The organism is Pseudomonas sp. HC1(2025), from assembly GCF_058742075.1.
On record NZ_CP196017.1, the window covers coordinates 3,685,000 to 3,699,860 of the forward strand.

The window sequence follows — 14,861 nt, forward strand, 5'->3', positions numbered from 1 at the left end:
GAGCTGCACGTGAGAATCCTGTGGATTGTGCCCTATCTGCCGTGGCCGATGACCAGCGGCGGCAAGACCCGGCAGTACCATTTGCTGCGCACCTTGAGTGAGCGCGGGCATCGCATCACTTTGCTGGTGCAATCGAAAACCCCGGCCGACGCCGCCGTGCACGCCGCCCTTGAGCCTTTGCTCGAACGCCTGATCGTGGTGCCGCGCCGACCGCTGAAACACCCCATGACCCTGCTCGCCGGGGTATTTGCGCCCTGGCCGCTGCTGACCACGGTCAACGGCCTGTCGCCGGTGTTGCAGGCGCGCTTTCGCGAACTGCTGGACGAAACCTGGGATGTGATCCAGGTCGAGCACAGCTACAGCCTGCAACCGTACTTCACGCTCTTGCAGCAGCAAGCGCGGGATTTTGTGCTCACCGAACACAACCTGGAATCGAGCCTGGGCGGCGCCACCTATGACCGCTTTCCAAAATGGGCCGCACCGTTCGTGCGCTACGACCAATGGCGTTGCCAGCAGTGGGAACGCAAGGCGTTTGATGCTGCCTGCCATGTGGTGGCCGTGACCCAGGCCGATGCCCAGGCCATCGGCCAACTGACCGCTACACCGGTGAGCGTGGTGGTCAACGGGGTCGACAGCCGGGCCTTCAGCGACGTCAGCGCCGACCCGCAGAGCCAGCGCCTGTTGTTTGTCGGCAACTACGAATACGCGCCGAACCTCGACGCAGTGCAGTGGTTGCTCGACGACATCTTCCCCCGGGTCTGGTTGCAATGCCCCAACGCCCGCCTGGCGGTGGCCGGCTTCGGCTTGCCCGAACACTGGCGCGAGCGCTGGCCGGACGAACGTATTGAGTGGCAGGGTTTTGTCCCCGACCTGACGGCCTTGCAACGCCGCTGTGCAGGTTTTGTCGCCGCGCTGCGCCATGGTGGCGGCTCCAAGCTCAAAGTGCTGGAAGCGATGGCCGCCGGCCTGCCGCTGGTGAGTACCGCCCAGGGCGTGTCCGGGCTGGCGGTCGAGGCCCAGGCACACTACCTGGCCGGCGAAAGTGCCGAGGCCCTGGCCGATGGGATTGTGCGCCTGCTGGACGAACCGGCACTGGCCAGCCAACTGGCGGATGCCGCGCGGGATTACGCGCGCAACTATCACGACTGGGCGGTCGCCGGTAACGAACTGGAGCAGATCTACCGCACCTTGCCAACCCATCAGGAGCCCCAAGCATGCGCGTAGCCCTGGATTACCGCCCCGCCACGGTCGCACCTTCGTCGGGCATCGCCCGCCAGGTGCTGGCCCTGGAGCAAGCCTTGCGCGCACGGGACAACACTGAAGTGGTGCTGTTTACCGAGGCACCCCTGGATCATCCCCAGCGCGCCACCGCGGTGTGCCCGGCGTGGGCCAGCCCCCTGGAAGGCCTGCAACGGCCCCAGGTACGACTGCGCTTTGAGCGCGGTTTTTTGTCCCGGGAAATCCACCAACAGCGGATCGACCTGTACATCGCCACGGCCAACATGGGCCTGCCCCTGTGCCGCAAACCCGCCGGCACCCGCTATGTGCTGGTGCTGCACGACCTGTTTCAACTGACCCACCGCAACTTCCATCGCTCCCGCCTCAAGGCCCTGGCCTACCGCCTGATCGACGGCGCGTCGATTGCCTGGTCGGTGTGGCAGGCGGACCGGGTGTGGTGCCCGTCGCAGTTCTCGTGCGATGAAGCCGCGCGCCTGTTTCCCTGGGCGCGGGCCAAGTTCCGCGTGTTGAATAACCTGGTGCCGGAGTTCACCGATGCACCCGAGCCGCTGCCCGCAGGCATTCCGGCGCGCTACTGGCTGGTGGTGGGCACCCGCGAGCCACGCAAGAACATGGCGTTTTTCCTGGAGCAATGGCAAGCCAGCCGCGCCCAGGACCCGAGCGTGCCGGACCTGGTGCTGGTCGGCCACGCCAGCGATGTGCCGGCGGCCCTCGGCGAGTTGCCTGGCCTGCATTGGCGCAACGGGCTGTCCGATGGCCAGTTGCAGGCGCTCTACCGGCATGCCGCGTACCTGTGGCAGCCTTCCTATGCCGAAGGGTTTGGCTTGCCGGTGGTGGAAGCGCTGAGTGTCGGCACACAGGTTGCGGTGGCCCGTGGTTCGGCCCTGGATGAAGTGGCGCCGCCCACGGCGCCGCGCTTTGCACCCGACGACGCCCTGCAACTGCAAACATTGATGGTGTCACTGGCTGCACCTGGGGCCACGGTCGACCCCCAATTGCAACGCACATGGGCCCGGCAATTTGCCGAACCGGCCTATCGCCTGCGCCTGGATAAACTGCTCAAGGAATTGAACCGCTAATGCTGCCAGGAAAACTCGTTAGTCTGCTCCTGGGCCTGGTCTTCGGGGGCTTGCTGTTGGCACTGCCGCCGATGAAGGTCTTCATGATCGTGGTCGGCGTGGGCGTGGCGCTGACCCTGATCCGCAAACCGTTGTGGGGCTTGCTGATCTTTGCCGTCTTGGCCACCAGTATTCCCTACACCACCCTGCAACTGGGGATCCGCACCACCATCAGCGAAGCGGTGCTGGGCCTGACCTGGGCCGGGGTGTTCTGGCAATCGTTTATCGGCAAGACCCGTGGTTTCATGGTCTGGCGCCCCACGGAGCGGGCGTTGATGTGGCTGATGCTGTTCAGCACCATCCCGTTTATCTGGGGCATGCTCATCATCCACGCCGAGGGCAACGGCCCGGTGAACTGGGTGCGCTGGCTGATGAACCTGTCGCTGCTGTTTATCGTGCCGCTGCTGCTGCGTACCGATGCCGACCGCGACAAAGTGGTGGTCGCCCTGCTGCTGGGCAACCTGGCGATGCTGTCGCTGTCGATCTTCATGTTCCTCAAGACGCGCAACGCGATGTCGATGATCGATATTCTCACCGACCTCAAATACGCCCACCCCGAGGCGGTGAAGGACATATTCTCGGCCAACTACAAGCGCATGGCCTCGCCTTGGGTCCACCCGAACCTGACCGGTGGCGTGCTGGTGCTGTTTATCCCGCTGGCGCTGTTCTACGGCTGGACCCGCACCGGCTGGCGCCGCGCCCTGGGCCTGGCAGTGGCGGTACTGGGTTGCGCCGGCCTGCTGTTGAGTATCTCCCGGGGCGCGATTGTGGCCCTGGCGCTGATCCTGATCTGGCTGACCTACAAGCGCGTGCCTCACAGCGGGCGGATCATCGGCATCGGCGTGGCCTTTGTGATCGCCCTGGTGTTGTTCTATCCACCATTGCAGGACCGCTTGATGACGATGTTCTCGACCACCAACGCCAGTACCGAGATCCGCTTCGACGAGTATGCCGGGTTCCCCAATGTCATGGCCAAGTACCCGCTGGGCATCGGCTTCAAGATCGACCCGCCGGTGCCGGGCAGCAACCTGCTGGGGATTTCCAACCTGTGGCTGAACTTCATCTACAAAATTGGTATTCCGGGGATGCTGTTGTTCATCGCCATCACCGTATTGTGGTGGCGCGAAGTGCGACCGCTGGGCATGGTGCGCAAGGTCACCGCTGACAACGCCCTGTGGCTGGGCTGCGTATGCGGTGTGCTGGCGGCGCTGCTGACGGGGATTTTCGACCACTACTTCAGCTTCACCTTCGTATTGATCGCGCTGTTCTGGCTGTTGATGGGCATCAGCCTGCAACAGGTGCGCCTGAGCCCGACCATTACCGCTCCTGTTTGCGTACCAAAGGATGACCGACCATGAAACATCGCACTATTCACTCCCCCGACCTGCGTGACCGCCTGCCCGCCCTGGCCAGCGAACTCGGCGTGAGCCTGCAAGACCTGCAGGACGGCTTGGCCTGGTGCCTGGCCAACGAGGTGGTTTTTGAAGAGGGCGAAGGCGAGAACAAGCGCTTCTGGATGACGTCCTTCGATGTGGAGCCGACCATCGAGCATCCGGTGGCACGTCGGCTGTTCCATCGCATGAAACAGGACATTCCGGCACAGTTCCTGCCGATCTATGGCAAGAACTGGCCGACCCTCAAGGACCGCTGGCGCAGCGCCTGGGACATGGCCTACAACATCCTGATCAACAAGATCCCCAGTCACCACATCCGTATCGGCTGGCTGCGCCTGGGCGGCGCGAAAATCGGCAAGGGTTCGAGCCTGTGGCGCAACACCGAGGTGCTGGGCATCCACAACCTGAGAGTCGGCGACGACACGGTGATCGGCTGGCATTGCCAGGTGGATGCGCGCTCTGGCCTGGTGATCGGCAACCATGTGGCGATTGCCTCCCATGTGCTGATCATCGCCGGCAGCCATGACTTGCAGGCACCGGAGTTCTGGTCGATTTCCGGGGCGATTTATATCGACGACTATGTGTGGATCGGCAGCCGTGCGCTGATCGGTTTTGGCACCCATCTGTGCGAAGGCTCGGTGGTGACTGCCAATACCGTGGTGGCGAAAACCGTCGCGCCGTACAAAATTGTCGGCGGCACCGGTGCCAAAGTCATGGGCGAACGCGTTCGCGGGCTGAACTACAAGGTGGGTGGCAAGGGCCTGTTCACCCTGTTCCACTGATGTTTGGCAGCACCCTGTGGCTGACCCTGGCGACGCTGGCCGGGCTGGTGGCCGGCTTTGCCCGGGAATGGCTGCTGGTGGCCGCCTGGGGTGCGGGCAGCCGCAGCGACGGGTTCCTGGTGGCGGTGTTTTTGCCCGAGGCGCTGCGCATGACCCTGGCCGCCGGCTTGCTCGCCGCCGCTGCCCTGCCCCTCTATCAACAGCGTGATGCGCAACGCCAGCAAGCCTGGCTGGCCAGCCTGTCGCCGCGCCTGCTCGGCGTCGGCCTGGGCCTGTTCGCCCTGCTGGCACTCGGCGCGCCACTGTGGGTACGGCTGATCGGCCCGGGGCTGGACGCCGCCGCCCACGACCAGGCTGCCGCCAATCTGCGCTGGCTGGCCGCATGTGCGCCGGGCTTGGTGATGCATGGCCTGTTCAGTATTCCGTTGCAGGCGCGCCAACGCTTTGTGCTGCCGGGGCTGGGCTCGCTGCTGTTCAACCTGCCGCCGGTGCTGTACCTGTTTATCCGCGGCACGGCCAGCGACAGCGCGGAACTGGCGATGTGCTTTTTTGCCGGCAGCGTATTGATGTGCCTGCCGCTGCTGGCGCCGGTCTGGTCATTCGGCTGGCGCCCCTGGCAGGTCCGGGGCGATGCCCTGGCCGGCCGCGAACTGCTGGGGCGTATCGGCCCGCTGTTGGCGAGCAATGTCGCCAGCCAGGGCCTGGCGTTGCTCGAACGGCTGATCGCCAGCTACCTGGGCGAAGGCGCGGTGACCTGGGTCAACCTGGCGCGCAAGCTGATCAATCTGCCGCTGATCGCGCTGATGAGCCTTAACCAGGTATTGCTGGGGATGATGAGCGGTGAACAAGGCCAACAACGCCTGGCACTCCTGCGCCGTGGCCTGGACGCCGCCACCTTGCTGAGCCTGCCCGCCGCCCTCGGCCTGATTGGCGCAAGCCCAGTGCTGATTCACCTGCTGATGCCCGCGCAAAGCGCCGACGGCCCGCTACCCGCCCTGCTCGCCTGGTTCGCTACGCCCCTGGTATTCGGCGCCTGGAACGCCATGCTCGCGCGCTATGCCTACGCCAGCGGCGACACGCGCCTGCCGCTCAACTGTGAACTGCTGGGCAGCCTGGTCAATGCCGGCCTGCTGGTCTTGCTGCCGTACTTCTTCGGCCTGCCAGGTATTGCCTTGGCGGCCCTGGGTGGGGTGATCGTCACCAACCTGCTGCTGATGCAACGCCAACACCTGCTCGGGCAACTGAGCTGGCCGTTGCAGTGGGGCTTGAGTGTGGTGTTACTGGGAGTCGCGGCACTGGTGCTGCACCCGCTGCATAACGATGGCTGGCAGCTGGGGTTGAGTACCTTGGCGGGCATCGTGGTATTGACAGGGTTGGGGCTGTGGTTCAAGCCGTGGAAGGCGTGAGCTGCGAGGGCGGTGTGTCAGCTAGCGGAAATGGCGCCTGAACTACCGCTATCGCGGGCAAGCCCGCTCCTACAAGGGATCTCAGTTGGGCTTAGGATTTGTGCCACACCGCAGTTCAAATGTAGGAGCTGGCTTGCCTGCGATGGCGGTGTATCAGCTAGCAGAAATGGTGCCTGAACCACCGCTATCGCGGGCAAGCCCGCTCCCACAGTGGGGGCTCTGTTGGGCATAGGATTTGTGCCACACCGCAGTTCAAATGTAGGAGCTGGCTTGCCTGCGATGGCGGTGTGTCAGCTAGCGGAAATGGTGCCTGGACTACCGCTATCGCGGGCAAGCCCGCTCCTACAAGGGATCTCTGTTAGGCATAGGATTTGTGCCACACCACAAATCAAATGTAGGAGCTGGCTTGCCTGCGATGGCGGTGTGTCAGCTAGCGAAAATGGTGCCTGGACTACCGCTATCGCGGGCAAGCCCGCTCCTACAAGGGATCTCTGTTGGGCTTAGGATTTGTGCCACACCGCAGTTCAAATGTAGGAGCTGGCTTGCCTGCGATGGCGGTGTGTCAACTCGCGGAAATGGTGCCTGGACTACCGCTATCGCGGGCAAGCCCGCTCCTACAGAGGATCTCTGTTGGGCATAGGATTTTTGCCACACCGCAGTTCAAATGTAGGAGCTGGCTTGCCTGCGAAAGCGGTGTGTCAGCTAGCGAAAATGGTGCCTGAACTACCGCTATCGCGGGCAAGCCCGCTCCCACAGGGGATCTCAGTTGGGCATAGGATTTGTGCCACACCGCAGTTCAAATGTAGGAGCTGGCTTGCCTGCGATGGCGGTGTATCAGCTAGCGGAAATGGTGCCTGGACTACCGCTATCGCGGGCAAGCCCGCTCCTACAAGGGAGCTCTGTTGGGCATAGGATTTTTGCCACGCCACAAATCAAATGTGGGAGCTGGCTTGCCTGCGATGGCGGTGTGTCAGCTAGCGGAAATGGTGCCTGAACCAGCTCCCACAGGGGGTCATGGGTGGGTCTAGAAGTCGTATTTGACGCTGGTCATCAGGTTGCGCGGTGCGCCGTACATCCCGTGGTTGCCGGCATAGCTGAAGTACTCGCGGTCAAACAGGTTGTTGAGGTTGACCGAGGTGCTCAACTGCGGTGTCACGTCATAGCGCAGTAGCAGGTTGGTGATGGCGTAGCTGCCCTGACTGAACGTGTGCAGGTCTTCACCGACTTTGCTCTGCCAGTTCACCCCGCCCCCCACGGTCACTTTGTTCAACGCGCCCGGCAGGCGGTAGGTGGTGAAGGTCTTCAGGCTCTGGCGGGGCAAGGTGGTGACGATGCGTTTGTCGTCGGCATCGGTACTGACCGCATAGGCATAGCCCGCAGAGGCTTGCCAGCCTTCAGCCAATTGACCGTTGAGTTCCAGCTCGACGCCCTCGGTGGTGGTGCCCTTCTCGTTGCGGTAGGTGTTGCCGCCCGGGGTGTCGATCCAGATCGCCAGGTTGTCCTGCTCCAGCTTGAACAGCGCCAGGCTGGTGTTCAACTGCTCGTCGAAGAAGCTGCCCTTCAAGCCAAGCTCGTAGCCCTTGCCTTCCATAGGTTCCAGGGCCTTGTTGTTGATATCGCGCACCCAACTGGCCTGGGGATTGAAGATCTTGGTGTAGCTGGCGTAGGCCGACCAGTTGTCGGTCAGGTCGTAGACCACGCCGGCGTAGGGAATGTACACGCCGGTCTCCGATTCATCGGTGCGGGTGGCGACGCCGCCATAGGGGCTGTCTGCGGTTTCACGCTTCCAGTCGATGACCCGGCTGCCGAGGATCACACTCAGGTCGTCGGTCATGCGCAGGCGCGTGCTCAGGTAGGCGGCGTACTGGCTTTCATCCACCGAGGATTTGCCGGTCACCGGGAAGTCCGGCTTGGCCGAGTGCCCGTCCCAGTTGAACAGGTTGTCGATGGCGCCCGCCGGGGAACCGGAATACGCGTAGTTCCAGCCGCCATGGCTGGGCACGTTTTCCTTGTACTTGGACAGGGTCACGCCGGCGATCAACTCGTGCTCGCGGCCCAGCAGGCTGAACGGGCCGGTGGCGTACAGGTCGAGGTTGTCCTGGCGCGGCGTACCGGAGAAGCGCACCGGCAACTGCGTGGTGCCGCTGCCATCGCTGTTGAGGCTGCCATTGACGTAGTTGAACACCTCATCGAACTTGTTTTGCGAATGGGTGAACTCGGCCTTGGCGCTCCAGCCACTGTCGAACTTCTGTTCGATGGAGGTAAAGAAACTGGTCTGTTCATGGTCGTTATAGGACCAGGCCGGTGCGGTATTCAGGGAACGGCTGAGGTTGCTGCGCGAACCGTCGGTAAAGCGCGTGGGCAAACCGGAACGCGCCGGGGCATCCACGTCGGTACGCAGGTAGCTGAAACCCAGGGTCAGCAAGGTGTCTTCGCTCAAGTCGAATTCCGTGATGCCGTACAGCAACTGGGTTTGCTGCTTGTAGCGGTCGACCCAGGCATGTTCGCTCTTGTAGTCGGCCACCAGGCGCCCGCGCACATTGCCGGTTTCGGTCAGCGGGCCGGACACGTCCAGGCCACTGCCGTAGCGGTCCCAGTTGCCCGCTTCAGCGGTGACGCTGGCCCGCGCCTCGGCCGTCGGGCGCTTGCGGATCAGGTTGATGGTGGCCGAGGGGTTGCCCATGCCGCTGATCAAGCCGGTGGCGCCGCGCACCACTTCCACCCGGTCGTACATCGCCATGCTCTGGGTGTAGTTGTCCATGCGCGTGACGGTGGGCACGCCGTCGATTTCGAAGTTCTGGATCTGGAAACCCCGGGAGAAATAGCTATCGCTTTCCGAACCCAGGCCATCACGCAATACGATGATGCCGGGGGTGGCATCCAGGGTATCGGACAGGTTGGTCAGGCGCTGGTCATCCAGGCGCTGGCGGGTCATGACGGTCAGCGATTGCGGGGTTTCCCTGGGCGTCAGGTTCAGGCGCGTGGAGCTGCTGGACGACTGCGTGGTGTAGGAACCGGTGCCTTCGGTGGTCGACCCCGGCGCCTTGCCGGAGATCGACACGGTGCCCAGTTGCAATGCGCCGTCGGTAGGCCGGGACTCCAGGGAGTAGTTATCGCCACTGCCACGCACCGCTTGCAGCGAGCTGTTGCTGAGCAGGATCGCCAGGCCGCTGTCGAGGTCATGCCGCCCTTGCAGGCCCGGGCTGGTCTGCCCTTGCGTGAGGGCGGCCGGGTAGGACAGCAGGATCTGCGTGGCCTGGCCAAACTGGTTCAACGCGCCGGCCAGTGAGCCTGGGGCGATATCGAATTCCTGCTGTGACGCGGCCATTGCCCAGGCCGGCGCCAGCAACAACGGCGCAGCCACGCCGAAGCTGGCGATGCCACGGACGACGGCCACGGCCAGTGATTTTTTCAGTGTTGCCCGGATGGTGCGTTGCGGGTGCATGCCCTGTTCCCCAGATAAGTGAGTGTCTGGGGATATAAGTCTCGTGAGATTGGGAAACGGACCACAGGCATGCAAAATAAATTCATACCTGTGCCCGACGCGGTTTCAGCGTGACCCAGTACCGCGTGAAATGCTGCACATCCAGCTTGAGGGTCTGTTGCAGCGCCACCAGAATGCGGTCGGTGTCGGCCAGTGGATAGGTGCCAGACACGCGCAGTTCGCGCACGCTCGGATCACAGTCCAGATGCCCGCGCCGGTAGCGGCTCAATTCATTGAGGAAGTCTTCCAGGCGCAGATCCTCGGCGACGATCATGCCGCGGCTCCAGGCCAGTTCGCCGGCGCGCTGGGAGCGCCGCGCCAGCAGGGTCTGCGGGTCAAAGCTGATGATTTCGCCGGGCGACAGGCTCAGGTTGCGCGATGGAATCTGCGCCGCCAGCGGCTGCTGGTCAGCCCCCAACTGGGTAAAACCATCGCGCTGGCGCACGCTGAAGCGCCCGCCCGTGGCGTGGGTCAGGCCTTCGGCGGTTTTCACCCACAGCGGGCGGCTGTCCAGCGGGTTGGGCAACACCAGGATCTCCCCGCGCAGCAGATGAATCTGGCGCTGGTCGGGGCCGTAGTTCACATCGACAGCGGTGTCGGTGTTGAGCTGGATTTGGCTGTTGTCTGCCAGGTCGATGCGCCATTGCTCACCGACCGAGGTGCTGAAATCGCAGGTCCAGGGTTGCAGCAGGCCGGCGTCCCGGGCGGTCCACGCCACACTGCCGGCCGCCAGCAACAGGGCCAGATTTTTCAGCACCCGGCGCCGGGACATCGCCGGCAACAGGGTGGCGCTGACCAGCGCCTGGTGCGCCGGGTCGCGCACCTCGTGCATACGCTGGAAAAATCGCTGGGAATACTGCCATGCCTGCTCGTTGAGCGGGTCCTGCTGGCGCCACGCCAGCCATTGCGCGCGGGTCTGTTCGGTGACATCCGGCGCCTGTAACTCCAACTGCCAGTGCATGGCCTGCTCGGCGGCGTCCAGGGTCAGGGGCGAGGGATTCATGGGCGCTGGCTGTCGAGCACAATGCACTGCGCACCGGCCTTGACGATGTAGCGCTTGACCGTGGTGATGCTGGTGCCCAGGCGCTCGGCAATCTCGCCGTGGCTCAAGCCGTCGAGCTGCGACCAGAGGAAGGCCTGGCGCACCGGCAATGCCAGGCGGCTGAGCACTTCGTCGAGGGCCATCAGGGTTTCCAGGAGCAGCCATTGCGTCTCGGCGCTGGGGGCGACCTCTTCGGGCAACAGCGCCAGGGCTTGCAGGTAGGCCTTTTCCAGCTTCTGCCGACGAAAGTGATTGGACAACACGCTCTGTGCGACCTTCGCCAGAAAGCTGCGAGGCGCCTGGACTTCCAGGGGTTGGTTCTTGGCGAGCAGGCGCAGGAATGTATCCTGGGCCAGGTCGGCGGCGCTCTGCGAGCAGTTCAGGCGACGCCACAGCCAGTGCTGCAGCCAGCGGTGTTGCTGCTGATACAGGGTGGCCAGGTCAGTAGGGCTTGTCGCAGGGTTCGGGGGCATGGAGGGTGCGCGCAGAAGGTAAGCCGTAAATGATAACGGTTATCATATGCTTCATGGCGCAATGCCTGCAAGTGGCATACAGCTTGTAGGGTTCGCTGGCACCTCCCCTGTAGGCGCCAGCGAGGAGCATCAATCTTCCAGTGGTTGCGGCGCGTGCTTGCCAGGCTTGGCTTTGGCGCCAGGTTTGCCCGCTGCCGGGGCGGCGGGTTCCGGCTCGGCGGGGGCGGCGGCTTCTTTTTCTGCCATGGGCATCTTGTCGACAGCCGCAAAGAACTCTGCAAGGTCAAGGGTATCGGGGGGCACGGTCTTTTCGACTTTCTTCTCGCCATCCTTGCCCACCAGGATCACTTTGGTGCCGGCACTGGCGCCAAGCTTCAGGGCGCGGATCAGCGCGTTGGTGTCCTGGGCGCCGAGGTCCTTGCCGTCACGCTGGCCGACGGTGCCGATGCTCGTGTAGTTCACGGTGTAGAGCACCATGTTGCGCTCGGTGAACTTCTGTTTGTTCTCAGGCTGTTCAAGGTCTTTCTTGAGCTGGACCTGAGTCGGGTCAATGGAGCTGGGTGCAATCACGATCAGCGGGCGGAATTTGCCTTGATCCTGTTCCAGCGGGCCTCGGTTATCCGCAGCCAACAACGGCCCCGTAAACGCCATCAAGGTAGCCAGGGTCAGCGACCGGACGAGCATGCGTACCTCCTTCCAATTCCATGCAGAGTTTTTGAGTTTCATGTCTGCGACAGTCAATTTCAAGGATGATTCCTACGCGACTATCAGAAAGAGTAGGCCAGGACGCCCGCGACGCAAGGGCTTGAGGCGCTTCGGGGCTCATTGTTTCTTCTGATTGCCAAGGCTCACTGCCCGGGCCAATCCGGCCAGTGCCAGGCGAACACCGGGGCCACCTGCGGGTCGGCATCCACCTGCGCCAGGGCCTGGGCGCACGCGGGGTGGGAGTGTTGCAGGACGTCGCGCGCACCCTCCCAGCGGGACACGGCCGCCGCCATGATGCCCAAGGCATTGGGCAGGCCCTGCGGGGTAAAAAGTTGCCCGGCAAATTGCTCGGCAAACAACTGCCAGGTGCGGTGCAGTTTCTGCTGGGTACCTGCGATCAGTTGCGCCTGTACCGCCTCGTCGGCGTCGTCGAGAAAGCGCTGGGGGTAGTCGATGATGGTGATTGCCGAGTAGCAGTTGGCGGCGATATACACCAGGCCGCGAATGATCTGCGCACGGTTGCCGGACAGCAATCCGCTGGCCGGATACGCCAGGCCCAGGTGGATCAGGATCGCCGCGCTCTCCGTCAACACGCTGCCGTCGGGCAGTTGCAGGGTGGGGATTTGCCCCAGCGGGTTGATCTGCCCGAGGGCCTCCATCCCCGCCGCATCGCCCCAGGGGCTGGCATCGACCTGCTGCCACGGCACGCCGCAACGTTGCAGGGCGATTTCGACGATGCATGAGCCAGAGCTTTGCGTACCGTAGAGCGTGTACATGGGCCTTCCTCCTGGAGATTCAGCGTCCAGAGTGAAACGTGTTCCAGGGGTTAAAACAAGCCCATCTGACCACCGACCAGGGTGCTGAAATCATCATCGACAAACGGCAGGATCGCATCGGCCACCGGCTGCAATTGCCGGGTGACGTAGTGGTCGTAGTCAATCGGTGCCTGGCGTACTTCCAGGGGCTCGGGGCCGTTGACGGTGATCACGTAGCGAATCCAGCCACCGTTCTGGTACTGGCGCGGGCGGCCCTGGCGGTCGTTGTATTCATCCGCCAGGCGCGCGGCCCGTACATGGGGCGGCACGTTGCGTTCGTAGTCGCCCAGTTGCCGGCGCAGGCGCTTGCGGTAGATCAGCAGCTCATCGAACTCGCCGCTGAGGGTGCGGCGCACGTAGTCACGCACGTAATCCTGATGGGGCTGGCGATGGAAGATGCGCTGGTACAGCTCCTGCTGGAACTGGCGGGCCAGGGGCGACCAGTCGCTGCGCACGGTTTCCAGGCCTTTGTAGATCATTTCTTCACTGCCATCGGCGCGGGTCACAAGGCCTGCATAGCGCTTCTTGCTGCCCTCTTCCGCACCGCGGATGGTCGGCATCAGGAAGCGGCTGAAGTGGGTTTCGTATTGCAGTTCGAGGGCGCTTTGCAGGCCGAATTCGCTGTGCAGGCGCTCGCGCCACCATTGGTTGACGTGCTGTACCAGGTCCTGGCCGATGCGCGCGGCGTCCTCCTGGGAATGGGCACTGCCGAGCCAGACAAAGGTGGAGTCGGTGTCGCCATAGATCACCTCATAACCCTGGGCTTCTACCAGTTCGCGGGTCTGGCGCATGATCTGGTGGCCGCGCAGGGTGATCGACGACGCCAGCCGCGTGTCGAAGAACCGACAGCCGCTGGAACCGAGCACGCCGTAGAAGGCATTCATGATGATCTTCAGGGCCTGGGACAACGGCGCGTTATGCTCGCGCTTGGCCACTTCGCGGCCTTCGGAGACCCGCGCCACAATGGCCGGCAGGCAATGCCGGGTGCGGGAAAAGCGCGCGCCGCGAAAGCCTTCCACCGACTCGCTGTCGTCAGGATGGCGCAGGCCTTCGATCAGGCCCACGGGGTCGATCAGGAAGCTGCGAATGATCGACGGATAAAGGCTTTTGTAGTCCAGCACCAGCACCGACTCGTACAGCCCCGGCCGCGAGTCCATGACAAAACCGCCGGGGCTGGCCTGGGGCGGTTTGTCCCCCAGGTTGGGCGCGACAAAGCCCTGGCGATGCATCAGCGGCATATACAAATGGGTGAACGCCGCCACCGAACCACCGTTGCGATCTGCCGGCAGGCCGGTAACGCTGGCCCGTTCCAGAAGGAACTTGAGCAACTCGGTTTTCTCGAAAATCCGCGTCACCAACTCGCAGTCCTTGAGGTTGTAGCGCGCCAGGGCGGGCTTGTCCTCGGCGAACATGCGGTTGATCTCGTCCATGCGCTGATACGGCGTTGCGATCGACTTGCCTTCGCCCAGCAGGGTCTGGGCGACGTTTTCCAGGCTGAATGACTCAAAAGTCCAGGTCGCCGAGCGCAAGGCCTCGATGCCATCAATGATCAACCGCCCGGCAGCGGCGGCGAAGAAATGGTGGCGGCTGCCGTGCTCGCGCCAGGCCATGGCCTCGCCGCCACGGCCAAGCAGCAATGGCACGTTAAGGCGTTGGGCATGCTCGTGGAGGACCCGCAGGTCGAACTGCACCAGGTTCCAGCCGATGATCGCATCGGGGTCGTATTGCGCCAGCCACTGGTTGAGGCGCTCCAGCAGTTGGGCGCGGCTGTCGCAGTATTCGAGCTTGAAATCCACCGCGCAGGTTTTGTTCGGCGGGCCGAGCATATACACCTGGCGCTCGCCGCAGCCTTCCAGGGCGATGGAATACAGCTCGCCGCGCGCGGTGGTTTCGATATCCAGCGACACCAGCTTCAACGCCGGGCGGTAGTCGGGCGCGGGCTTCATCTGCGCCTCCAGCAACATCCCGCCCTCGCCGGGCGTGCCGCCAAATGCCACCGGTGCGGTGATGAAGCGCTCCATCATATAGCGCTCGGGCGGGCGCACATCGCCTTCGTAGACATCCACGCCGGCCTGGCGCAGGCGTTTTTCCAGGTCCATCGCCTGGCGATGCTGGCGGGTGTAGAGGCCCAGGACCGGGCGGTGGTGGAAGTCACACAGCTGCAGAGGGCGCAGTTCCACGTCGCGCTCGCCCTTGAGCACCCGTTGCGCGTGCTCGCGATGGGCCAACGGAATAAACATCACCGAAGGCTGCACCGGTAGACGGATATACCGCGGCCCCTGGTCGGTCGCCAGCCAGAAGCTGACGTGCGTGCCCGCCGGGGTGTCGTGCCAATGCCGGGTCAGGACAAAACCCTGCTGTAAATCCACCTTGCCGCACCTCAGGAATCGCTTTCAGGGCGCG

The 14,861-nt window shown here is 63.6% G+C and carries 11 protein-coding genes; 5 read left to right on the forward strand and 6 right to left on the reverse strand.

What is annotated here, in order from left to right:
• Positions 1–9: 9 nt before the first annotated feature.
• The 5 genes from ACSSVH_RS16220 to ACSSVH_RS16240 are packed head-to-tail and all read left to right on the forward strand — an operon-like array spanning position 10 to position 5,939.
• Positions 10–1,224, forward strand: a complete 1,215-nt coding sequence (locus ACSSVH_RS16220; protein ID WP_170043693.1) for a glycosyltransferase — start codon at positions 10–12, stop codon at positions 1,222–1,224.
• Positions 1,215–2,318: a glycosyltransferase family 4 protein gene (locus tag ACSSVH_RS16225; protein ID WP_492633474.1), complete on the forward strand. Its 1,104-nt coding sequence runs from the start codon at positions 1,215–1,217 to the stop codon at positions 2,316–2,318. Before ACSSVH_RS16220 ends, ACSSVH_RS16225 begins: the two co-directional genes overlap by 10 nt.
• A complete protein-coding gene (locus ACSSVH_RS16230; RefSeq protein WP_492633475.1) occupies positions 2,318–3,715 on the forward strand; it encodes an O-antigen ligase family protein in 1,398 nt (465 codons plus the stop codon). Before ACSSVH_RS16225 ends, ACSSVH_RS16230 begins: the two co-directional genes overlap by 1 nt.
• A complete protein-coding gene (locus ACSSVH_RS16235) occupies positions 3,712–4,533 on the forward strand; it encodes an acyltransferase (protein ID WP_170043690.1) in 822 nt (273 codons plus the stop codon). The genes ACSSVH_RS16230 and ACSSVH_RS16235 overlap by 4 nt, the downstream gene beginning before the upstream one ends.
• Entirely contained in the window at positions 4,533–5,939 is a 1,407-nt protein-coding gene (locus tag ACSSVH_RS16240) for a lipid II flippase MurJ (protein WP_170043689.1), read from the forward strand. Before ACSSVH_RS16235 ends, ACSSVH_RS16240 begins: the two co-directional genes overlap by 1 nt.
• Before the next feature lie 1,024 nt (positions 5,940–6,963).
• Here the strand turns inward: ACSSVH_RS16240 and ACSSVH_RS16245 are convergent.
• The 6 genes from ACSSVH_RS16245 to ACSSVH_RS16270 all read right to left on the reverse strand — a co-directional run bounded on the left by ACSSVH_RS16245 (position 6,964) and on the right by ACSSVH_RS16270 (position 14,827).
• Entirely contained in the window at positions 6,964–9,384 is a 2,421-nt protein-coding gene (locus tag ACSSVH_RS16245) for a TonB-dependent siderophore receptor (RefSeq protein ID WP_492633476.1), read from the reverse strand.
• Positions 9,385–9,466: 82 nt separating this feature from the next.
• A complete protein-coding gene (locus tag ACSSVH_RS16250; protein WP_492633477.1) occupies positions 9,467–10,426 on the reverse strand; it encodes a FecR domain-containing protein in 960 nt (319 codons plus the stop codon).
• Positions 10,423–10,938 carry a sigma-70 family RNA polymerase sigma factor gene (locus tag ACSSVH_RS16255; RefSeq protein ID WP_169954793.1) on the reverse strand — a complete coding sequence of 172 codons (516 nt, stop codon included), beginning with the start codon at positions 10,936–10,938 and terminating at the stop codon, positions 10,423–10,425. The genes ACSSVH_RS16250 and ACSSVH_RS16255 overlap by 4 nt, the downstream gene beginning before the upstream one ends.
• Positions 10,939–11,067: 129 nt before the next feature.
• Positions 11,068–11,622 (reverse strand): DUF4174 domain-containing protein, encoded by a 555-nt coding sequence (locus tag ACSSVH_RS16260; RefSeq protein WP_032862995.1) that lies wholly within the window; start codon positions 11,620–11,622, stop codon positions 11,068–11,070.
• Positions 11,623–11,786: 164 nt separating this feature from the next.
• Positions 11,787–12,419 (reverse strand): glutathione S-transferase N-terminal domain-containing protein, encoded by a 633-nt coding sequence (locus ACSSVH_RS16265; protein ID WP_492633478.1) that lies wholly within the window; start codon positions 12,417–12,419, stop codon positions 11,787–11,789.
• 50 nt (positions 12,420–12,469) lie between these two features.
• Positions 12,470–14,827 carry a DNA polymerase II gene (locus ACSSVH_RS16270; RefSeq protein WP_492633479.1) on the reverse strand — a complete coding sequence of 786 codons (2,358 nt, stop codon included), beginning with the start codon at positions 14,825–14,827 and terminating at the stop codon, positions 12,470–12,472.
• Positions 14,828–14,861 lie beyond the last annotated feature (34 nt).

Excerpts from the sequence above, each read along its gene's own strand:
- ACSSVH_RS16255 (WP_169954793.1), bottom strand. The coding sequence starts at position 10,938 with ATGCCCCCGAACCCTGCGACAAGCCCTACTGACCTGGCCACCCTGTAT.
- ACSSVH_RS16225 (WP_492633474.1), top strand. The coding sequence starts at position 1,215 with ATGCGCGTAGCCCTGGATTACCGCCCCGCCACGGTCGCACCTTCGTCG.
- ACSSVH_RS16260 (WP_032862995.1), bottom strand. The coding sequence starts at position 11,622 with ATGCTCGTCCGGTCGCTGACCCTGGCTACCTTGATGGCGTTTACGGGG.
- ACSSVH_RS16235 (WP_170043690.1), top strand. The coding sequence starts at position 3,712 with ATGAAACATCGCACTATTCACTCCCCCGACCTGCGTGACCGCCTGCCC.
- ACSSVH_RS16240 (WP_170043689.1), top strand. The coding sequence starts at position 4,533 with ATGTTTGGCAGCACCCTGTGGCTGACCCTGGCGACGCTGGCCGGGCTG.
- ACSSVH_RS16250 (WP_492633477.1), bottom strand. The coding sequence starts at position 10,426 with ATGAATCCCTCGCCCCTGACCCTGGACGCCGCCGAGCAGGCCATGCAC.
- ACSSVH_RS16245 (WP_492633476.1), bottom strand. The coding sequence starts at position 9,384 with ATGCACCCGCAACGCACCATCCGGGCAACACTGAAAAAATCACTGGCC.
- ACSSVH_RS16230 (WP_492633475.1), top strand. The coding sequence starts at position 2,318 with ATGCTGCCAGGAAAACTCGTTAGTCTGCTCCTGGGCCTGGTCTTCGGG.
- ACSSVH_RS16265 (WP_492633478.1), bottom strand. The coding sequence starts at position 12,419 with ATGTACACGCTCTACGGTACGCAAAGCTCTGGCTCATGCATCGTCGAA.